This is a genomic window from Pseudomonas sp. H3_D04 (assembly GCF_054669175.1).
Genome location: NZ_CP162801.1, coordinates 3,702,864 through 3,726,892, shown reverse-complemented (window position 1 = coordinate 3,726,892; position 24,029 = coordinate 3,702,864). Strand labels below are relative to the sequence as shown.

Sequence of the window (24,029 nt, the reverse complement as noted above, 5' to 3'; positions counted from 1 at the left end):
TTTATAGGGACGACGTGCCTTTGTGCTTCCCGCCACTGATCCGGATGCTTAGAAATGAATGCTGAAGACTCCTTGAAACTTGCTCGCCGGTTTATCGGGTTGCCCCTGGAAAAGCGCCAGATGTTCCTTGCGGCCTTGCAAAAGGAAGGCGTTGATTTCGCCCGGTTCCCCATTCCAGCCGGCGTCGACGCCGAAGATCGCCAGGCGCTGTCGTATGCCCAGCAACGCATGTGGTTTCTTTGGCAACTGGACCCACAAAGCGGCGCCTACAACCTGCCCGGCGCGGTGCGCCTGACCGGGCGTTTGAGCCTGCCGGCGCTGGAGCAAGCCTTCGCCAGCCTGGTGGCGCGTCACGAAACCCTGCGCACGGTGTTCCAGCGCCACGCCGACGACACGTTGCTGCAAGTCCCGGCCAGCGCGCCGCTGGTCATCGATCATGTGGATTTCAGCGCCTTGCCAGCCACGGAGCGCGAAGTGGCAGTTGCCAAGGCAGCCGAGCAGCAATCGGTGTTGCCGTTTGATCTGTCAGTCGGCCCGCTGCTGCGCGTCACTTTGCTCAAGCTCGCCGAGCAGGAACACGTCCTGCTGCTGACCCTGCACCACATCGTTTCCGATGGCTGGTCGATGAACGTGCTGATCGACGAATTCATCCGCTGCTACGACGCCTTTGAGGCGGGCGCGCAACCGCAAATCGCGCCATTGCCGATCCAGTACAGCGACTACGCGTTGTGGCAACGCCGCTGGCTCGAGGCGGGCGAACAGGCGCGTCAACTCGACTACTGGCAAGCGCAACTGGGTGATGAGCACCCTGTGCTGGAACTGCCCACCGATCACCCGCGCCCGGCGATGCCGAGCTATCGCGGCACCCGTTACGAGTTTGCGGTCGACCCGCAACTGGCCGAGCAACTGCGGGCCACGGCGCAGAAACACAGCGTCACCCTGTTCATGCTGTTGCTCGGCGCCTTCAACGCGCTGCTGCATCGCTATACCGGGCAGACCGACATCCGCGTCGGCGTGCCGATTGCCAACCGTAACCGCGCCGAGATCGAAGGCCTGATCGGCTTCTTCGTCAACACCCAGGTGTTGCGCACGAAGCTCGATGGTCAGACCCGCGTCGACGAGTTGCTGCGCGCCATCAAGGAAACCGCCCTTGGCGCCCAGGCCCATCAGGACCTGCCATTCGAGCGCCTGGTCGAGGCGCTGAAACTGGAACGCAGCCTCAGCCACACGCCGCTGTTCCAGGTGATGTACAACCACCAGCCGCAGGTCGCGGACATTTCCACGGTCAGCACCGCCTCCGGCCTGGCGCTGGGCGTAATCGAGTGGGAAGGGCGCACCACGCAGTTCGACCTGACCCTCGATACGTATGAAAAGGGCGGCAAACTGCACGCGGCGCTGACCTACGCCAACGACCTGTTCGACGCCGCGACCATCGCGCGCATGGCGCAGCACTGGACGCACCTGCTGCAGGGCATCGTCAGCGATTCACAGCAGCGCATCAGCGATTTGCCGCTGCTGGAAAGCACTGAATACCAGCGCATCGTGCATGACTGGAATCGCGCTGACGAAAGCTTCGGGCAGGATTTGTGCATTCATGAACTGATCAGCCAGCAAGTCGCGGCCAGCCCGGACGCGTTGGCGGTGACCTTCGCCACCCAGCATCTGACCTACGCCGAACTCGACGCTCAGGCCAATCGCCTGGCCCACCGGCTGATCGAACTGGGTGTCGGCCCGGAAGTCCGGGTCGGCGTGGCGATGCAGCGTTCCGACAGCTTGCTGGTCGCGCTGCTTGCCGTCCTCAAGGCCGGTGGCGCCTACGTGCCACTGGACCCGGATTACCCGGCCGAACGCGTCGCCTACATGCTCGAAGAAAGTCGCGCCCTGGTGTTGCTGACCGAGCATTCGGTCGCCGCGACATTGGCCGTGGCAGCCGATACCCCGGTGTTGCTGATGGACGATATGACCTGGGCCGCTTACCCGAGCAGCGCGCCGGTCACCCGCGTCACGCCGGACAACCTGGCCTACGTGATCTACACCTCCGGCTCCACCGGAAAACCCAAGGGCGTGGCCATCGCCCATCGCAACGTGCTGGCGCTGATCGACTGGTCTAAATCGGTGTACAGCCGCGAAGACATCCAGGGCGTGCTGGCCTCGACCTCGGTGTGCTTCGACCTGTCGGTATGGGAGCTGTTTGTGACCCTGGCCAACGGCGGCTCGGTGATCATCGCCCGCAACGCCCTGGAGTTGCCGCAACTGCCGGCCCGGGATCAGGTGCGCCTGATCAACACCGTGCCGTCGGCAATCAACGCCTTGCAACGCGACGGACAGATCCCGCCGAGCGTGCGCATCATCAACCTCGCCGGCGAGCCGCTGAAGCAGAGCCTGGTGGACGCGTTGTATGAGCAGTCGACCGTCGCACACGTCTACGATCTGTACGGGCCGTCGGAGGACACCACCTATTCGACCTGGACCCGCCGTGCAGCGGGCGGTCGCGCGAACATCGGCCGTCCCCTCAAGCACACCGCCAGCTATTTGCTGGACGCCGACCTGCAGCCGGTGCCCCAAGGCGTGTCCGCCGAGCTGTACCTGGCGGGCGCCGGCATCACGCGCGGTTACCTCGCACGCCCAGGCATGACTGCCGAAAAATACGTGCCGAACCCGTTCGCCAGCAACGGCGAGCGCTTGTACCGCACCGGCGACTTGACCCGTTATCAGGTCGACGGTTCGCTGCAATACGTCGGGCGCATCGACCATCAGGTCAAGGTCCGTGGCTTCCGTATCGAGCTGGGCGAAATCGAAGCACGGCTGTTGCAGCAAGCGGACGTGCGCGAACTGGCTGTGTTGGCGCAGGACGGCGTCAACGGGCAGCAACTGGTGGCCTACATCGTGCCGACCGATCCGGCGTTGGTCGATGACGCCGATGCGCAAGCCACCCTGCGTGAAACCCTGAAAGCGGCATTGCGCCAACACCTGCCGGACTACATGGTCCCGGCGTTCCTGCTGTTCCTCGCGCAGCTGCCGCTGACCCCCAACGGCAAACTCGACCGCAAGGCCTTGCCGGCGATTGACGGCGCGCAGCAACAGCGTGAGCACGTCGCTCCGCGCACAACGATGGAAAAAGCCCTCGCCGCGATCTGGCAGGACGTGCTGGCCATCGACAACGTCGGCCTTGAAGACAACTTCTTCGAACTGGGCGGCGACTCCATCGTCTCGATGCAAGTGGTCAGCCGTGCGCGCCAGGCCGGGATCGTGTTGAGCCCCAAGGACCTGTTCCAGCACCAGACCGTCCGCAGCCTGGCCCAGGCTGCCCGCAGCGGCGAGCACGCGTTGATCGATCAAGGTCCGGCGACTGGCGCGGTCGCGCTGGCGCCGGTGCAACAGGGGTTCTTCGAGCAAGCAATTCCCGAGCGTCAGCACTGGAACCAGTCGCTGTTGCTGGTGCCGCGCGAGGCGTTGAACGTCGAGGCGCTGGACCGCGCGCTTGAGCAGTTGCTGACCCATCACGACAGCTTGCGCCTGCGTTACGAGCAGACCGCCGATGGTTGGCAGCAAGCCTACGCGGCGCCGACCACCGAGTCAGTGTTGTGGCAGCGTCAGGCGCAATCGGTCGAAGCACTCAATGCGCTGTGCGACGAAGCCCAGCGCAGCCTCGATCTGCAAAATGGCCCGTTGATCCGGGCGCTGCTGGTGGCGATGGCGGACGGTTCTCAGCGTTTACTGCTGGTCATCCATCACCTGGCGGTGGACGGTGTTTCCTGGCGCGTGCTGTTGGACGATCTGCAACAGTTCTACAGCGGCAGCGCCGTGAAGAGGGCGAAAACCAGCACGTATCAACGCTGGGTCGCCCGTCTGCAAGAACATTTGCCAGCGTTTGAAAACAGCCTCGGTCACTGGCAGGCCCAGCTGCGCGACGCACCGACCGATTTGCCGTGTGACCGTCCGAACGGCGCGCTGCAAAACCGCTTTGAGCACAAACTCGAAATCAAACTCGACGCCGAGCAAACCCGCAAATTGCTGCAACAGGCTCCGGCGGCATATCGCACCCAGGTCAACGACCTGCTGCTGACCGCGCTGGCACGGTCGGTGTGCCGCTGGAGCGGGCAGGGCAGCACGCTGATTCAGCTCGAAGGCCATGGTCGTGAAGACCTGTTTGACGACATCGATCTGACCCGCACCGTCGGCTGGTTCACCAGCCTGTTCCCGGTCAACCTGACGCCGTCGAGTGACCTCGGCGGGTCGATCAAGGCCATCAAGGAACAACTGCGTGCCGTGCCGGACAAAGGCCTCGGCTACGGCGCGCTGCGTTACCTCGGCGACCCGGCGATGCGCGCTGAACTGGCCGCGTTGCCGCAACCGCGCATCACCTTTAACTACCTCGGGCAGTTCGACCGCCAGTTCGACGACGCCGCGCTGTTCGTGCCGTCCACCGAAGGCAACGGCGTGGCCCAGGATCCGTCGGCGCCGCTGGGCAACTGGCTGACGGTCGAAGGCCAGGTCTACGGTGGCGAGTTGGCGCTGAGCTGGGGTTTCAGTCGCGAGATGTTCAACACCGCGACCATCCAGCGTCTGGCGGACGATTACGCCCAAGAACTCAACGCGCTGATCGAACACTGCTGCGGCGTTGAAGTGCCTCAGGCCACGCCGTCGGATTTCCCGTTGGCGCGCATCAGTCAGGTGCAACTCGACGAATTGTCGGTCGCGACCCTTAAAGACCTGTATCCCCTGTCGCCAATGCAGCAGGGCATGCTGTTCCACACGCTGTACGAACCGCAAGTCGGCGCCTACATCAGTCAGTTACGTCTGGACATCCAGGGCCTCGATCCGCAGCGATTCGCTCAGGCCTGGCAAACCGCGCTGGAGCGTCACGACATCCTGCGCAGCCGCTTCCACTGGCAAGGCCTCGACACCGCGCATCAGGCGATTGTCCGCAACGTCGCGTTGCCGCTTGAAGTGCTGGACGCCACCGACACCGATGCGCTGGCCGACGCCGAACGTGCCCAAGGTTTTGAGTTAGGCAGTGCGCCGCTGTTTCGCTTGAAGCTGGTGCGCATGGGCGCCAATGACTGGCACCTGATCTACACCAGCCACCATATTTTGATGGACGGCTGGAGCAACGCGCAGTTGCTCGCCGAAGTGATCCAGCATTACGCCACTGGCAAGGCGCTGCCGGCACCGACCGGGCAATACCGTGATTATCTGGGCTGGTTGCAGCAGCAATCGGCTGCCGAAGGCGAGCAGTTCTGGAAAGCCGTTTTGGCACCGCTGGAAGCGCCGACGTTGCTGGCCGAAGCCTTGCGCCCGCCCGTGGGCGCCGTGGGCAGCGAGGAGTACCGCGTCGCCCTTGATAGCCGCGCCACCCAGCGTCTGATCGAGTTCGCCCGCCAGCAGAAAGTCACACTCAACACCGTGCTGCAAGGGGCGTGGAGCCTGTTGCTGCATCGTTGCACCGGCCAGGATTGCGTGGTGTTTGGGGCCACGGTTGCCGGGCGTTCGGCGCCGTTGCCGGGGATCGAAGCGCAACTCGGGTTGTTCATCAATACGCTGCCGCTGGTCTGTGCGATGAAGCCGGATTGCACGGTCAGCCAATGGCTGGGCGAGCTGCAAGGGCTGAACCTGGCCATGCGCGAGTTCGAGCACGTGCCGCTTTACGACATTCAGGGCTGGGCGGGACAGCAGGGTTCGGCGCTGTTCGACAGCCTGCTGGTGTTCGAAAACTTCCCGGTGGCCGAAGCGTTGAAACAGGGCGCACCGGCCGGGTTGTCGTTCGGCAATTTGCACAATCACGAGCGCACCCACTATCCGCTGACGTTGGGCATCGAGTTGGGCGAAGGCCTGAGCCTGGACTTCAGCTACGACGCCGCGCGTTTCAGCGCGGCGCAAGTTGCCGGGTTGTCGGCCAATTTGCAGCACCTGCTCATGCAACTTGTCACCCAGCCGGACGCCGCACTTGGCGCGCTGGAACTGCTCGACGTCGACGGCAAAAACGCGCTGCTCGCGATCAGCCAACCGCCGACAATCGAGTTGTCCACAACACTTCTGGCCCACGAGCAGATCGCCGCGCAGGCCACCGCGACCCCGGACGCGCTGGCGTTGCAGGTTGACGGCCAGTCCCTGAGCTACGCGCAATTGAACACCCAGGCCAACCGTCTGGCCCATCGTCTGATGGCCAACGGTGCCGGTCCGGGCAAGCGTGTCGGCCTGGCGCTGCACCGCGGTCCGCAGCTGATCGTCAGCCTGCTGGCGGTGCTCAAAAGTGGCGCCGCCTACGTGCCGCTCGATCCGAAATACCCGAACGAACGTCTGGCCTACATGATCGATGACAGCCGTCTCGACGTGCTGCTGTGCGAATCCGGTCTGCTGGAGGAGGTGCCGGACGTGCGCCGTCTCAGCCTTGAGGACGGCACCGACTACCCCGACAGCAATCCGCACAACCACGCGGTCGCCGGCGATCTGGCCTACATCATCTATACCTCCGGCTCCACCGGCCAACCCAAAGGCGTGGCCATCGCCCATGCCGCGTTGCGCGAGTTCTGCCAGAGCGCCGCCGACTATTCGGTGCTGTCGGCGTCGGACCGGGTGTTGCAATTCGCGACCTTCAGCTTCGACGGTTTCGTCGAGCAATGTTTCCCGGCGTTGTGCGTCGGCGCGGCGTTGATCATGCGCGGCGATGACGTGTGGGACGCCGGTCGCCTCGCCGCCGAAATCGTCCGGCACGGCGTGACCGTGGCGGACTTGCCGGCCGCTTACTGGTACTTGCTCGCTCGCGAATGCGCGAGCGGCGTGGTCAGCGGTCTCGGTGCTTTGCGCCAGGTCCACGTCGGTGGCGAAGCGATGTCGGTCGAAGGTTTGCGCCTGTGGCATCAGGCCGGATTGAGCCACATGCGACTGCTCAACACCTACGGCCCGACCGAAGCGACCGTGGTGTCCAGCGTGCATGAGTGCCGTCTCGACGATGCCAGCGATGCGTTTGGCATTCCGATTGGTCGTGCCATCGCCGGTCGTGCGCTGTATGTGCTGGATGCGGCGGGTCAGTTGCTGCCGTCCGGCGGTGTCGGCGAACTGTGCATCGGCGCTCCGGCTTGCCTCGCGCAAAGCTACTTCAATCGTCCGGCGCTGACCGCTGAACGTTTCCTGCCGGACCCGTTTGCCCGTGAACCGGGCGCGCGTCTGTACCGCAGCGGCGATCTGGCGCGCTACAACGCTCAAGGGCAGCTGGAATACGTCGGCCGCATCGACCATCAAGTGAAGATCCGCGGTTTCCGCATCGAAATGGGCGAGATCGAAGCCTGCCTGCAAGCCCGTGAAGACGTGCGTGAAGCGGCGGTCATCGCCCAGGACGGCACGCAACTGGTGGCGTACATCGTGGCCGGCGATTCGCTGTCGTCCGAAGTTGATTATCTGGAAGGCCTGAAAGCCGCTCTGCATCAGTCGCTGCCGGAATACATGGTGCCGAATCACTTGGTCCTGCTGCCGAAGCTGCCGCTCAACAACAACGGCAAACTGGATCGCAAAGCCTTGCCACGCGCCGAGGCCAGCGATGCACAGCGTGACTTCGTGGCCCCGGTCGAAGGGCTGGAAACGCAACTCGCGCTGATCTGGCAGGACGTGTTGCAGGTCGGGCAAGTTGGCCGCAACGACAACTTCTTCGCGCTCGGCGGGCACTCGTTGCTGGTGCTTCAGGTGATCTCGCGGGTGCGGCAGCAATTGCAGCTCGAACTGTCGGTGAGCAGCCTGTTCTCCGCTGCGAACCTGGCGGAATTTGCCGGGCGTGCCGCGCTGGCAAATATCAGCGGTCAACCTTTGCTACAACGTGCCGTGATCGATCAGCCGCAGGTTTTGTCTTTTGCCCAACAGCGCCAATGGATTCTCTGGCAACTGGACCCGCAAAGCCCGGCCTACAACATTCCTGCCGCACTGCGCCTCATAGGCCCGCTGAACCGCGAAGCCCTGCGCGAAGCCTTCGCCCGGTTGCAGGCCCGTCACCAAACCCTGCGCACGACCTTCGAACAAGATGGTCAGCAGGCACGTGCGGTGCTGCACGACAATCTGGCGATGCAACTGGAGGAACGCACACTCGATCAGGTGTCGGTCGACACGGCCGTGGCCGAAGAAATCGCCCGTCCGTTCGACCTGAGCAACGGTCCGCTATGGCGCATGTTGCTGCTGCAAGTGAACACCGACGAACACGTGCTGGTCCTCACCGTCCATCACATCGCTGCCGACGGCTGGTCGATGCAGGTCATGGTCGATGAGTTCAGCTCCTTGTATCAGGCGGCCGCCTGCGGTCGCGTCGCCGGTTTGGCTGACCTGCCGGTGAACTACAGCGACTACGCTCGTTGGCAGCGCGACTGGCTGGAAGCGGGCGAGGGGGCACGCCAACTGACGTGGTGGCGTGAGCAACTGGCCGGCAGCCAGGCGCCGCTGGAATTGCCCAGCGAACTGACCCGTCCGGCCCGCCGCAGCGAGCGCGGTGCCAGCCTGATGCTCAACGTGGATCGCGAGTTGCTCGCCGGTTTACGTCAACGCGCCCAGGAACAACAAGTGACGTTGTTCATGCTGTTGCTGGCGAGTTTCCAGACCTTGCTGCATCGCCAGAGCGGGCAGTCGCGTATCAGCGTTGGCGTGCCGAGCGCCGGTCGTTCGCGTCTCGAAACCGAAGGCCTGATCGGCTTCTTCATCAACACCCAGGTGCTGCGTGCCGAGATCGATGGGCAGCAGCCGTTCAGCACCTTGTTGCAACAGGTCAAACAGGTTGCATTGGGCGCGCAAGCGAATCAGGACTTGCCGTTCGAGCAGCTGGTCGACGCCTTGCAACCGGACCGCAGCCTCAATCACAGCCCGTTGTTCCAGGTGCTCTACAACCATCAGCAGCCGTTGGGCGCGAGTGTCGAACGCACGGTTGCCGACCTGAACGTCGAGCGTCTGCACTGGCAGCAACACACCACGCAATTCGATCTGATCCTCGATACTCAGGAGCAGGGCGAAGCACTGGATGCCAGCCTGACCTATGCCACGGATGTGTATGACGAAGCGTCGATGCAGCGCCTTGGCGAGCAGTGGCTGAACCTGCTGCGCGCGGTGGTCAGCGATCCGCAGCAACGCGTCGCCGAACTGCCCCTGATTGACGGGTCGCAGCAAGAGGCTTTGGTGCAGCACTGGAACCCCGCATTCCAGGCGCAACCGACGTCGCCGACCTTGCATCAGTTGTTCGAAGCGCAAGCCGCACAACGGCCGAATGCCGTCGCGCTGGTCTACGAAGGCGAGCAATTGACCTACACCGCACTCAACGCCCAGGCCAACCGCTTGGCGCGCACACTGCGCGAGCAGGGCGTCGGGCCTGAAGTGCGGGTAGGCATCGCCGCCCAGCGGGCGGTGCCATTGGTGATCGGCTTGCTGGCGATTCTCAAGGCCGGCGGCGCCTACGTGCCCCTCGACCCGCATTACCCGGCCGAACGCCTGAGCTACATGATCGAAGACAGCGGCATCACGCTGCTACTGACCCAGCAACACTTGATCGACAGTCTGCCGGCCCGAGACGGCGTGCAGGTGCTGAGCCTGGAATCGTTGCAGCTGGATGGGGTCAGTGACGCCAACCTGCCTGCGTTGGCGACCCCGGACAACCTCGCCTACGTGATCTACACCTCCGGTTCCACCGGTCGTCCTAAAGGTGCATTGCTCAGCCATGGCAACGTCGGGCGTCTGCTCACGGCCACGGCTGGCGAGTTCAGCTTCGGTCCGGACGATGTCTGGACGCTGTTCCATTCCTACGCCTTCGACTTCTCGGTGTGGGAGCTGTTTGGTTCGCTGTGCACCGGCGGGCGTCTGGTGATCGTGCCGTATGACATCAGCCGCGAGCCGCAGCAATTCCATCGCTTGCTCTGTGATGAGGGCGTGACGGTGTTGAACCAGACGCCGAGCGCGTTCCGCCAGTTGTTGCCGATTGCCTGTGCCAGCCCACGAAGCATGGCGTTGCGTCAGGTGATTTTCGGTGGCGAAGCCCTCGAAGTCGCGAGCCTGCGTCCGTGGTTCGAACGCTTCGGCGACCAACAGCCAACCCTGGTCAACATGTACGGCATCACCGAAACCACGGTGCACGTGACCTACCGTGCAATCCGCCTGGCCGACCTCGACGGCAAGGCCCAAAGCCCGATTGGCCTGCCGATCCGCGACCTGCGCTGGTACTTGCTCGACAGTCAGCTGCAACCGGTGCCGGTGGGTGTGGCGGGCGAGTTGTACATCGCCGGCGCCGGTCTGGCGCGGGGTTATCACGGCCGTTTCGGCCTGACCGCCGAGCGTTTTGTGCCGAGCCCGTTCGAGGCTTCGCAGCGTCTTTATCGCAGCGGCGACCTGGCGCGTCAGCGTGCCGATGGCAGCATCGACTACCTCGGCCGGATCGACCAGCAAGTAAAAATCCGCGGTTTCCGCATCGAATTGGGTGAAATCGAAGCTGCGCTGCTGGCCCAACCGGGCGTGCGCCAAGCGGTGTTGAGCGTGCATGCCGGCGACGGCGGGCCGCAGCTGTGCGCCTACGTCGTGGCCGAGCAAACCCCGCATGACCCGATCGCCTGGCGCGACAACCTGCGCACCGCGCTCAAGGTGGATCTGCCGGACTACATGGTGCCGAGCCACTGGTTGCTGCTGGATGCCTTGCCATTGACCGGCAACGGCAAGCTCGACCGCAAGGCGCTGCCGGTGCCCGATGCCCAGGAATGGCAACGGCCGTTCGAAGCCCCCGAGGGCGACCTCGAACAGCAACTGGCCGCGATCTGGGCCGACGTGCTGGGCGTGGCGCAGATAGGCCGACGCGACAACTTCTTTGAATTGGGCGGGCATTCATTGCTCGCGGCCCAGGCCAATGCCCGTGTGGAACTGGAACTGGGCATCGAGCTGCCGCTGCGCGCGCTGTTCGAATCCACCGACCTTCAGGCTTATGCCGCCATGGCCGGGCAACACGCCCCGGCTGACAACGATGCACGTCTTGATGCGCTTGAGTCGCTTCTCGACGAGATGGAGATCAACTGATGGAACACACTACTGCCCAGCGCATCGCCAGCCGCTTCGCCGGCCTGCCGGCTGATAAGCGCCGCGAGTTTCTGCAACGCATGCAAGAGCAGGGCGTGAGCTTCGGCCAGCTGCCGATTCCGCCGGCTGCCGAGCCGCAAGCAACGTTCGAATTGTCATACGCGCAGCAGCGCCAATGGTTCCTCTGGCAACTTGATCCACACAGTTCGGCGTACAACATTCCGGCCGCGCTGCGTTTGCACGGGCCGCTGAACGTTGCTGCGTTGCAGCAGAGTTTCGATGGGCTGCTGGAGCGGCATCAGAGTTTGCGCAGCCGGTTCGTCGAGGATGACGGGCAAGTGGTGCAGACGCTGGTCGAGTTCACCTCGCTGCCCATCGAGCAGATCGACCTGCGCGGCGAACCTCAGGATCAGCGCTTCGATCAGGCGATGAACAGCGTCGAACAGGACATCGCCCGGCCGTTCGATCTGCAACACGGTCCGCTGTTGCGGGTCAGCCTGTTGCAACTTGATGCCGAAGACCACGTGCTGTTGCTGACCTTGCACCACATCGTCACCGATGGCTGGTCGATGGGCGTGCTGGTGGAAGAGTTTTCCCGGCTCTACGCCGCGCATTGCCAAGGTCAGAACACGGAGCTGGAGGCACTGCCGATCCAGTATTCAGACTATGCGATGTGGCAACGCCGCTGGATGGAGGCGGGCGAGCTGGAACGTCAACTCAACTGGTGGCGCGACCGCCTGGGCAGCGAACAACCGCTGCTCGAATTACCGACCGACCGTCCGCGCCCGGCGCAACCGAGCCAGCGCGGTGCGCGTCTGGATTTCGCCCTCGATACCACGTTGGCCAGCGGTCTGATGAGCCTGGCCAAGCAGCGCGGTGTCACGCCGTTCATGCTGTTGCTGGCGAGCTTCCAGGCCTTGCTCTATCGCTACAGCGGCCAGGCCGACGTGCGTGTCGGTGTGCCGATTGCCAACCGTAATCGCGCGGAAACCCGTGGCTTGATCGGGTTCTTCGTCAACACTCAGGTGATGCGTGCCGAGCTCGATGGACGTCTGCCGTTCAGCCAATTGCTCGACCAGACCCGCGCCGCCTCGCTGGATGCCCAGGATTATCAGGACTTGCCGTTCGAGCGTCTGGTGCAGGCGCTGCAAGGTGAACGCAGCCTCAGTCACAGCCCGCTGTTCCAGGTGATGTTCAACCACCAGCAAGCCAAACCCGCGGCGGTCAGCGGCTTGCTCGCCGGCCTGCGCGTCGAGGCATTGAACGCCACGGCGCACACCACCCAGTTCGACCTGCAACTGGACATCCAGGAGGAGGGCGACAAACTGTTCGCCAGCCTGACTTACGCCACCGATCTGTTCGACGCTGAACGTATCGAGCACCTCGCGCGGCACTGGCGCAATTTGTTGGCCGGTGTTCTGGCCAACCCGCAATGCCCGCTCGCCGAGTTGCCGTTGCTGGACGCCGATGAGCGTCTGCGCATCCTCGACGAGCTCAACGACACCGCTCAGGCCTATCCGGGCGAAGTCTGCATGCAGCGCCATTTCGAAGAACGCGTAGTTGAACACCCAGAGGCGACGGCGCTGGTGTTCCAGGGCCAGTCCCTGAGTTACGCCGAGCTGAACCGGCGCGCCAACCGTTTGGCTCACCACTTGCGTGCCCAGGGTCTCGGCCCGGACGTGCTGGTGGGGATTGCCTGCGACCGTTCGTTTGAAATGGTTGTCGGCCTGCTGGCGATTCTCAAGGCGGGCGGTGCGTACGTGCCGCTGGACCCGGAATACCCGGTTGATCGCTTGAGCTACATGATCGAAGACAGCGGCATTGCGTTGTTGCTGACCCAGGAATATCTGCTGGCGCAACTGCCGACCCCGGACAACGTGCGCACCTTGTGCCTGCACGCCGACGCCGATTGGCTGAACGACTTGCCGGGCACTGACCTGCCCAACCTTGCGGTCGCGGAAAACCTCGCTTATGTGATTTACACCTCCGGCTCCACCGGCAAACCCAAGGGCGCCGGTAACCGCCATGTGGCGCTGCATAACCGTCTGGCTTGGATGCAGCAAGCCTACAACTTGCAGCCGAGCGACCGCGTGCTGCAAAAGACGCCGTTCAGTTTCGACGTGTCGGTGTGGGAGTTTTTCTGGCCGCTGATGAAGGGCGCCACCCTGGTGATCGCCGCGCCGGGCGAGCACCGTGATCCGCAACGCCTGGCCGCGTTGATCGTCGAGCAGGCGATCACCACGCTGCACTTCGTGCCGTCGATGCTCTCGGCGTTCATCGCTGCCGACGAAGCGCTGGCCTGCAACTCGTTGCAGCGGATCATTTGCAGCGGTGAAGCGCTGCCGATGGAACTGCAACGCCAGACCTTGCGCAGCCTGCCGCAAGCCAATCTCTACAACCTCTATGGTCCGACCGAAGCGGCCATCGACGTGACCCACTGGACCTGCGTGGAAGAAGGGCGTGACAGCGTGCCGATTGGCCGGCCGATTGCCAACTTGCGCACCTGCATCCTCGACAGCGAACTGCAACCGTTGCCACTGGGCGCGGTGGGCGAGTTGTACCTGGGCGGCGTCGGCCTGGCGCGCGGTTACCACCGTCGTGGCGCGCTGACCGCCGAGCGTTTCGTGGTCGACCCGTTTGGCAGCGGCGAGCGTCTGTACCGCACCGGTGACCTGGCACGCTATCGCACGGACGGCGCCATCGAATACTGCGGGCGTATCGACCATCAAGTGAAGATTCGCGGTTTGCGCATCGAACTGGGCGAAATCGAAGCGCGCCTGCAAGAACATGGGGACGTGCAGGAAGCCGTAGTGTTGGCCCTCGATGGCCCGGGCGGCAAGCAGTTGGTCGCGTACATCGTGCCGCAGGACCGAGCCTTGGTCAGCGCCGATGCCGAGCAACAAGGCGCGTGGCGTGAAACCCTGAAAAGCCATTTGCTGGCGGGCCTGCCGGATTACATGGTGCCGGCGCAGACCGTGCTGATCGAGCAAATGCCCCTGAGCCCCAACGGCAAACTCGAGCGCAAACGCCTGCCCGCGCCGACCGCACAGGTCAGCCAACGCGCCTTCGAAGCGCCACGCAGCGAACATGAACAGGTGCTGGCGCAGATCTGGCAGGACGTGCTGGGCGTGGAGCAGGTCGGGCGTCAGGACAATTTTTTTGAACTGGGCGGCGACTCGATCATCTCGATCCAGGTGGTCAGCCGTGCGCGCCGCGCCGGCCTGAGCCTGCAACCCCGCGACCTGTTCCAGCAGCAAACCTTGCAAGCCCTGGCCGCCGTGGTCAAGGAACAGGCCGCCCCGCTGGCGCAGCAAGGGCCGGTGGAAGGTGTGCAAACACTCACGCCGATCCAGCGCTGGTTCTTCGACGAGCCGATCCCGCAACGCGCGCACTGGAACCAGGCGGTGCTGCTGACGCCACGCGAAACCCTTGAATTGCCACGCCTGCAAGCCGCGCTGCAACGTTTGCTCAAGCAGCATGATGCCCTGCGTCTGCGCTTCAGTCAGGTCGATGGCCAATGGTCGGCGCGTTATGTCGGGGCCGACAGCTGCGATGTGATCGACATGCTCTGGACCGCCCGCGTGGCCAACGATGCTTCGCTGGAATCGGTGTGCGACGAGGCGCAGCGCAGCCTCAGTCTGCAAGACGGTCCGCTGCTGCGCATCGCGTTGATCGCTCAGGCGGATGGTTCGCAGCGGTTGCTGTTGGTGATCCATCACCTGGCGGTGGACGGGGTGTCGTGGCGGGTGTTGCTGGAAGATTTGCAAGCGGCTTATCAAGGGCAAGACCTGCCACCGAAGACCAGCGCTTTCCAGGCCTGGGCCGACAAACTTGACGCCTACGCCCGCTCCGAAGCCGCTGCCAGCGAACTGGACTGGTGGCAAGCGCAGCTGAGCGTCGCCAATGATTCGCTGCCCGCCGCCAATGCCCAAGCCAGTCAGGCCGGGCATCTGCGCCAAGGCGTGAGCATCGGCCTGGACCGCGATCAAACCACCAGGCTGCTGCAACAGGCGCCAGCGATTTACCGCACACAGGTCAACGACCTGCTGCTGACCGCGCTGGCCCGAACCCTCAGCCGCTGGACCGGTGACGCTTCGGCGCTGATTCAACTCGAAGGCCATGGTCGCGAAGAGCTGTTCGATGACATCGACCTGACCCGCACCGTCGGCTGGTTCTCCAGTCTGTTTCCGGTGCGCCTGACGCCGACCGCCGACCTGGCGGGCTCGATCAAGGCCATCAAGCAGCAACTGCGCGAAATCCCCGGAAAAGGCCTGGGCTACGGCCTGCTGCGCTACCTGGGCGATGCCTCGACCCAAGCGGCGTTGGCCGGTTTGCCGCAAGCACGCGTGACGTTCAACTACCTCGGGCAGTTCGACCAGAGCTTCGCCGAAGACGCCCTGTTCACCCCGGCCAAGGAATCCAGCGGCGCCGCGCAATCGGCGGACGCACCGTTGCCGAACTGGCTGTCGGTGGACGGCCAGGTGTATGGCGGCGAACTGAAACTCGACTGGACCTTCAGCCGCGAATGCTTCGACACACGTGAAATCGAAGCGCTGGCCGCCGATTACCAACGTGAATTGCTGGCGCTGATCGCCCATTGCCTGAGCGACGGTGCGGGAGGCGTGACCCCGGCGGACTTCCCGCTGGCACGCCTGACCCAGGCGCAACTCGATGGCTTGCCGGTGCCGCCGGCGCAGATCGAAGACCTGTATCCGCTGTCGCCGATGCAGGCCGGTCTGTTGTTCCACAGCCTCTATGAATCGGCGTCTGGCGCCTACGTCAATCAGCTCAGCGTCCAAGCCTGTGGCCTCGACGCCGAGCGTCTTGGCCGCGCCTGGCAAGCGGTGCTCGACACCCATCCGATCCTGCGCAGCAGCTTCCACTTCCCCGACGGTTTCGAAGCGCCGGTGCAAGTGGTCCATCGTCATTTGCAACTGCCGATGACGTGTCTGGACTGGCGTGGCCGCAGCGATCAGGCCGAAGCATTGATTGAACTGATCGACAACGAGCGCCTGCAACTCGATTCGACCCGGGCGCCATTGATGCGCCTGACCCTGGTGCGGCTGGACGATGAGCGTCAGCAATTGATCTACACCCACCATCACCTGTTGCTGGATGGCTGGAGTAATTCGCTGCTGCTGAGCGAAGTCTTGCAGCGTTATGCCGGGCAGGATGTGCAGGCGCCGACTGGGCGTTTCGCCGATTACATCGGCTGGCTGCAACGTCAGGATGCCCACGCCGACGAGGTCTTCTGGCGCGAGCAGCTGGCGACCCTCGACAACCCGACGTTACTGGCGCAGAGCCTGGCCCATGGCGACGGTAAAAATCAGTTGGCCGTAGAATTTGCCGACCATCGCCAGACCTTCGATGTCGCCACCAGCCAGCGTTTCAGCGAGTTTGCCCGTCAGCAAAAAGTCACCCTCAACACCTTGGTGCAAGGCGCCTGGGCACTGTTGCTGCAACGCTACAGCGGCCAGCGCAGTGTCGCGTTCGGCGCGACTGTGGCGGGGCGGCCGGTGGATTTGCCGGGTGCCGAAAGCCAGCTGGGCCTGTTCATCAACACCTTGCCGGTGATCAGCAGCCCGGACGCGGTGGAAAGCGTCGGCCAGTGGCTGACCCGTTTGCAGGCACAAAACCTCGAACTGCGTGAGCATGAATTCACCGCATTGGGGGACATTCAGCGCTGGGCCGGGCGTGCCGGTGAGCCGCTGTTCGACAGCCTGCTGGTGTTCGAAAACTTCCCGGTGGCCGAAGCGCTGCAACAAGGCGCGCCGGCCGGTTTGAGCTTCTCGGTTCCGCAGAACCATGAACGCACTAACTTCCCGCTGACCCTGGCGGCCACCGCCGAAAGCCAATTGAGCCTGAACTGGAGTTACCAGTGCGCCCATTTCAGCGGCGAAGCGATTGTTCGGATGAGCGAGCATCTGGCCGCGCTGCTGGCGGCGATGGTCGCCGCGCCAAACGCGGCATTGAGTGAACTGGACCTGCTGACCGCGCCGGAACGCGCGCAACAGTTGGTCGAATGGAACCCGGCATTCACGGCCGCGCAAAACCCGCTCTGTGTGCATCAGTTGATCGAGGCCCAAGCGGTCATTCGCCCGGACGCCACCGCGCTGATCTTCAACGATCTGCAATTGAGCTTCGATCAGCTCAACCGTCGCGCCAACCAATTGGCCCATCGTCTTCGCGCACTGGGCATTGGTCCGGAAGTGCGGGTTGGCCTGGCGATGCAGCGCTCACCGGAAATGATCGTCGGCCTGCTGGCGATCCTCAAGGCCGGCGGCGCCTACGTGCCGCTGGACCCGGCTTACCCGACGGAACGCCTGCGCTACCTGATGGAAGACAGCGGCATTTCGCTGATGATCAGCCAGTCGTGGCTGCGGGAAAAACTGCCGTTGCCCGAAGGCCTGCCGGTGCTGGAAATCGACCGCGAGCCGCTGGCGTCCATGGCGGACACCAATCCGGTCAACCTGACCTGCGGCGAAAACCTCGCGTACCTGATTTACACCTCAGGCTCCACCGGGCGGCCCAAAGGCGTCAGTGTGGCCCACGGTCCGCTGGCCATGCATTGCCTGTCGATCGGCGAGTTGTACGGCATGACCCCGGACGACCGCGAGTTGCAATTCGCCTCGATCAGTTTCGACGGCGCCCACGAACGCTGGCTGACGCCGCTGGTGTTCGGTTCGGCAGTCATGCCCCGCGATGACGAGTTGTGGAGCGTGGAGCGCACCTGCGCCGAGATCGAAAAACACGGCATCACCATTGCCTGTTTTACCCCGACCTATCTGTCGCAGATCGCCGACTTCATGGGCGAAGCGGGGCGTGATTTGCCGATCCGCTCCTACACCCCGTGCGGCGAAGGCATGGCCAAGCACGCGTTCGATGAAGTCCAGCAAGTGCTGCAACCCAAGCGTTTGATCAACGGTTACGGTCCGACCGAAACGGTGATCACACCACTGATCTGGCTGGCGTACCCGGATACCGAGTTCGACTCGGCGTTCATGCCGATTGGCCGGCCGGTGGGCAACCGCAGCGCCTACATTCTGGACGTCGGCTTGCAACCGCTGCCGGTTGGCGTCGCGGGCGAGTTGTACCTGGGTGGCGAAGGCGTTGCCCGTGGTTACCATCAACGTCCGGACCTGACCGCTGAACGCTTCGTGCCGGATCCATTCGTGCCGGGTGCGCGTTTGTACCGCAGCGGCGACCTCGCACGGTTCCGCGCCGATGGCGTCGTTGAATACCTCGGCCGTATCGACCAGCAAGTGAAGATTCGCGGGTTCCGTATCGAACTCGGCGAAATCGAAGCCTGCCTGTTGGAACACGAAGGTGTGCGTGAATCGTTCGTGATCGACCGTGAAGGTCCGGTGAGCCGCCAGTTGGTCGGTTACGTGGTGCCCCGCGATCCGCTTGCCGATGAGCAGGCTCTGCGTGAAGCGCTGACGGCTCATCTGCGCAGCCGATTGCCGGCGCACATGTTGCCGGCGCACTTGATGTGCCTGGCCGCGTTGCCGCTGACGCCGAACGGGAAGCTTGATCGCCAAGGCCTGCCGGCGCCGGAAGCCACTCGGCAGAACCACGATCACGTGGCCGCCGCAACACCGGCCGAAGTGTTGCTGGTTGAGATCTGGCAGGAACTGCTGGGGCTGGAGTCGGTGGGTGTCACCGAGAACTTCTTTGAGCTGGGCGGTGATTCGATCATTTCGCTGCAAGCGGTGAGCCGTGCCGGGCAGCGTGGGCTGGTGTTCAGTCCGAAGCAGCTGTTCGAGCAGCAGACCATTCGTGCTTTGGCCTCCGTGGCCAGCAGCCGTGAAGCAAGATTGATCGAAGCGCCAAACGTCGAAGCTTTCTCACTGGTGCCGCACATCGACATCGCTGCCCGTGAAGGTCTGCAAGACTTGTATCCGCTGTCGCCGATGCAGCAAGGCATGCTGTTCCATTGCCTGGATTCACCGGAGCTCAACCCCTACGTCAACCAGTTGAGCGTGGCGGTCGACGGCTTGCAGGTGCCGCGTTTCCGCGCGGCCTGGCAGACGCTGGTCGAGCGGCATGAAGTGCTGCGCGCCGCGTTCCGCTGGCGCGATGGCTTGGCCGATCCGCTGCAAGCGGTGTTCGCCGACGTCGAGTTGCCGATCGAAGAACTCGACTGGCGCGACCGCTCCGACACCGAGCAGGCGCTGGGCGAACTGGCCGCAGCGGAACAGGCCAAGGGCTTCGACCTGAGCTGCCCGCCGTTGATGCGTTTCATCCTGGTGCGCCTGGGTGATGACCGTTACCAGATGATCTGGATCTACCATCACCTCTTGCTCGACGGCTGGAGCGCTTCGCGTCTGTTGGGCGACATGCTGCGCCTGTACCACAACGACAGCCTGCCGACCCTGACCGGGCGCTACGCCGACTACATCGCCTGGCTGCAACGCCAGGACGGCGCGCAAGCCGAAGGCTTCTGGCGTGAGCGCCTGGCGCTGCTCGAAGAACCGACCATTCTGGCCAAAGCTTCCGGTGCCGCTGGTTCCGGCCACGGCGTGATGTACAGCCACCTCGACGCCGAGGCGACGCGCAAACTGCACAGCTTCGCCAAGCGTCAACGCGTGACACTGAACACGCTGGTGCAAGGCGCGTGGCTGTTGCTGCTGCAACGCCACAGCGGCCAGCGCAGTGTCGCGTTCGGCGCCACGGTGGCGGGGCGCCCGACCGGGTTGGCCGGTGCGCAGGACATGCTCGGTCTGTTCATCAACACCTTGCCGGTGATTCAGACCCTTGATCCGCAACAGCCGGTGGGCGAGTGGCTGCGCGACTTGCAGGATTACAACCTGATGGTGCGTGACTACGAACACACGCCGTTGTCGGACATTCAGCGCTGGGCCGGGCAGGGTGGCCAGGGTTTGTTCGACAGCATCATCGTGTTCGAAAACCATCCGGTGGACCGCGCCTTGAAAGGCGGCGAGGAAGGCGAGCTGCGCTTTGCCGAAGTCGGCAGCGGCGGGGTGACCAACTTCCCGATGGACTTGATGGTCAGCGCCAACGAAGAAGGCCTGGAAGTTGAGTACCTGTTCCTGCGTGATCGCTTCAGTGACGTGGAAGTCGAGCGGATTCGTGCGCAGTTGGAAGGATTGCTGCGTGCGTTGCCGGAGGATGCTACGCGTCTGCTTGGCAATATTGGCTTGCCTGAGGCGCGTTTGAGTCTGCCGCAGGTGTCAGATGACAGCGCTGATTTGCTTCACGCGTTTAATCAACACGTCAAAGCGCAGCCGCAGAAAATCGCCTTGATCTGCGAAGGTCGGCACGTCAGTTATGCACAGCTTGAGGCGCAGGCCAATGGGTTGGCGCAGCAACTGATCGGTCGCGGCATCGGCCCGGAAAGTCTGGTGGCGGTGGCGTTGCCGCGTTCCGAACGCACCATCGTTGCGTTCCTCGCGGTGCTTAAAGCAGGGGCGGCGTATCTGCCTTTGGACCTCGCGTACCCGGCCGAGCGGCTGGCTTATATGTTGAGCGATTCTGCGGCCAGCCTGTTGCTCTGTGACAGCAATCTGGGGGATCGACTGACCCCGGCCGACAGCCCGCCACGTCTGCTGCTCGACCAGTTGAGCGTTACCGATCACGCTGAATGCCCGGTTTCCAATCCGTTGCCGGGACACTTTGCGTATTTGATTTACACCTCCGGTTCCACGGGCCAGCCCAAAGGCGTGGCGGTGGCACGTGGGCCGATTGCCCGGCATTGCCGCGGCATCATCGAGCTCTACGAACTGGCACCGCGCAGCCGTGAGCTGCACTTCATGTCGTTCGCCTTCGACGGTGCGCAGGAGCGTTGGCTGAGTGTGATGCTGGCCGGTGGCAGCCTGGTGATCCGCGAGGACAGTTTATGGACCCCGGAGCAAACCCTCGAAGTGATGCAGCGTCATGGCGTCACCGTCGCCTGCTTCCCGCCGGCCTACTTGCAACAGATGGCCGAAGTGGCCGAACGCCTTGGCAATCCACCGGCGGTCGAGGTGTATTGCTTTGGCGGTGATGCGGTGCCGGAGGCGAGCTTCGAGCAGGTCAAGCGCGCCTTGCGTCCGCAGCGTCTGGTCAACGGTTATGGCCCGACCGAAACCGTGGTCACGCCGCTGCTGTGGCGTGCCGAGGCCAGCGAAACCTGCGACGCGGCGTATGCGCCGATTGGGCGTGGCGTGGCCGGGCGTGGTGTGTATGTGCTGGACGCCGACCTCAATCCGCTGCCGGTCGGTGTCAGCGGCGAGTTGTACCTGGGCGGCGAATGCCTGGCGCGCGGTTACCACCAGCATCCCGGCATGAGCGCCGAGCGTTTCATCCCCGATCCGTTCGAGGCCGGTGGCCGCATGTACCGCACCGGCGACCTGGTGCGCCAGCGCGAATGCGGGTTGATCGACTATCTGGGGCGTCTTGACCAGCAAGTGAAGATCCGTGGTTTCCGCATCGAGCCGGGCGAGATCGAAGCGCGTCTGCGCGAATGCGTTGGGGTGCAGGATGCCGCCGTGGTGGTACACGACACGCCGACCGGCAAGCAATTGGTCGGTTATGTGGTGGCGGCCGGTGCTGTCGGGCTGGATCGTCGCTTGAAATCTGAGCTGCAAGCGCAACTGCCTGACTACATGGTGCCGCCACGGATCCTGGTGCTGGAACGCTTTCCGCTGTCGGCCAACGGCAAGCTCGACCGTCGCGCACTGCCAATGCCTGAATGGGCGCTCGGTGGTTATCGCGCGCCACGCAACGATCTGGAAAAGGCGCTGACCGCGATCTGGCAAGAGGTGCTCGGCGTGCCGCAAGTGGGCATCGACGACAACTTCTTCGAACTGGGCGGCGACTCGTTGCAGGTGCTCAAAGTCATCTCGCGGGTGCGCAGTCAGCCGCAACTGGGCTTCGAGTTGAAGCTGCGGGATCTGATGCAGAAACCGTGCATTGCCGAACTCAGTGGTTTTCAGGTGACCGAACCCACGTCTGCGCCGGACCCTTTGCTGGCGCTGAATGCGCGGATCCCGAATGTGCCGGCGCTGTTTTGCCTGCACGCCGGTTTCGGCACGGTGTTCGACTACGAACCGTTGGCCCGGCGTCTGGAAGGACGACGCACGGTTTACGGCGTGCAATGCCGCATGCTGCTTGACCCGCACTGGCAGGACGAATCGCTGCTCGCCATGGCGCAAGCCTATGCGCAGCGGATTCGCAGTCAGCAGGCCAAAGGACCGTATTACTTGTTGGGCTGGTCGTTGGGCGGCGCGTTGACGCAGTTGGTTGCCCACGAATTGGAAGGCCAAGGTGAAACCGTGGCGTTTGCCGGGTTGGTCGACAGCTACGTGGCCGGCACCGCAGAGGCGGGGGACTGGCGTGAGGACCTCGGTGATTTCCTGAGGTTTGTGCTCGGTTTGCCCGCCGATGAGGCTCAGGCGTTGATTGCGCGCAAAGCCGCTGGCTTGAGTGAACGCGAGGGCTCCACCGCCGTGATTGAAGCCGCCTTGCACGGTTCCAATGAACAAGCCGCATTGGGCGCGGGGGAGCTCACGCAGATCTTCGCCACCGGCTCACGCCTAAAGCAACTGGCGCTGGCGCATCGGCAACTGCCGACGATCAAGGCCTCGGCCCATCGTTGGTGGGTGGCCGGGCGCGACGACGAACGTCGGGTGTTCGAGGGCCAGGTCGGCAGTCATGGCGTTGATCGCCTGTTGGCCGGCGGGCACTACGAGTTGTTGCGTGGTGATGAGTTGCTTGATGAGCTTGAGGACTTACTGGAACGCCGTTTGGCCATTGCGTAACTCATTTTTGTAGGAGCGAGGCTTGCCCGCGAAGGCGATCTCAAGGACGCCTTCGCGGGCAAGCCTCGCTCCTACAGATCACGGCTTTTCTCGCATTTTTTTACTTGTTTATTTAAAGGATTCGTCCCATGGCCGTGTTGCCAGAACTTGAAGCATTTCTCGAACTCGCCGAGTTCGGCCGGATGACCGGCAAGAGTCGCGCGATGCATGAACAATCGCCGCAACAGGCACGGATCGATTTTGAAGCCTCCTCGGGGTTTCTCGATGTGCCGCTGGACAGCGTGGCCTGCGAGGACTTCACCATTGCCGCGCGGGATGGCCACAGTCTGTCGGCAAGGGTGTATCGCGATGGGCAAGCGGTCGACGGCTTGCAGCCGGTGTTGCTGTATTTTCATGGCGGCGGCTATGTGGTCGGCAGCCTCGATTCCCATGATGCGCTGTGCCGGCGACTGGCCTCGCAAGGCGGGTTTGCGTTGTTGACCGTGGATTACCGACTGGCGCCGCAATGGCGTTTCCCGACGCCGGTGCAGGACGCTTGCGATGCGGGCAACTGGCTGGTGCGAGAGGGCGCTGCGCGTGGGCTGGATGCGAACCGGGTGGCGCTGGTCGGTGACAGCGTGGGTGCAACATTGGCCACGGTGTTGTCGATCATGGCAGTGCGTGAACCTGAGGAACTGGCGTTGAAACCCAAGGCCCAGGTGTTGCTGTATCCGGTAACGGATGCGACGACGAAACGCGCCTCGCACCGGGATTTTGCCGAGGGCTATTTGCTGGAGACGCCGACGCTGGACTGGTTCTACGCGCATTACGGGCGCACGCCGGATGACCTGGCGGATTGGCGTTGCTCGCCGTTGCTGGCGGCGGATTTATCAGGCGTGGCACCGGCGCTGGTGTACTTGGCCGGGCATGATCCGCTGCATGATGAAGGGCTGGCGTATGCCGAGCGGTTGCGTGCGGCGGGGAATGAAGTGACATTGCTGGAACAGCCGGGGATGACCCATGACTTCATGCGCATGGCCGGGTTGCTGGGGGAAGTGGAAGGGATTCACTCGGAAGTGGCGGGGTGGGTGCGTTCGCGGATCTGAATTGCCATGAAAAAAACCGCCATGCCTGGATCAGGGGTGGCGGTTTTTTTGTGTCCGGTCCAGGGGATTTCTGGTGGGCGACAATTGCCTTCGCGGGCAAGCCTCGCTCCTACAGGTTGGCGTCGAGTTGTGGCATGGTGCCAACCTGTAGGAGCGAGGC

At 63.6% G+C, this 24,029-nt stretch carries 3 protein-coding genes; all 3 read left to right on the top strand.

Annotated elements, in window-relative coordinates:
- Nucleotides 1–54 precede the first annotated feature (54 nt).
- The 3 genes from AB4N91_RS17095 (at nucleotide 55) to AB4N91_RS17085 (ending at nucleotide 23,869) form a co-directional block, all read left to right on the top strand.
- Nucleotides 55–11,022 carry an amino acid adenylation domain-containing protein gene (locus AB4N91_RS17095; protein ID WP_460111296.1) on the top strand — a complete coding sequence of 3,656 codons (10,968 nt, stop codon included), beginning with the start codon at nucleotides 55–57 and terminating at the stop codon, nucleotides 11,020–11,022.
- Nucleotides 11,022–22,784 (top strand): non-ribosomal peptide synthase/polyketide synthase, encoded by an 11,763-nt coding sequence (locus tag AB4N91_RS17090; RefSeq protein WP_460111294.1) that lies wholly within the window; start codon nucleotides 11,022–11,024, stop codon nucleotides 22,782–22,784. The genes AB4N91_RS17095 and AB4N91_RS17090 overlap by 1 nt, the downstream gene beginning before the upstream one ends.
- Before the next feature lie 128 nt (nucleotides 22,785–22,912).
- Entirely contained in the window at nucleotides 22,913–23,869 is a 957-nt protein-coding gene (locus AB4N91_RS17085; protein ID WP_411960675.1) for an alpha/beta hydrolase, read from the top strand.
- Nucleotides 23,870–24,029 lie beyond the last annotated feature (160 nt).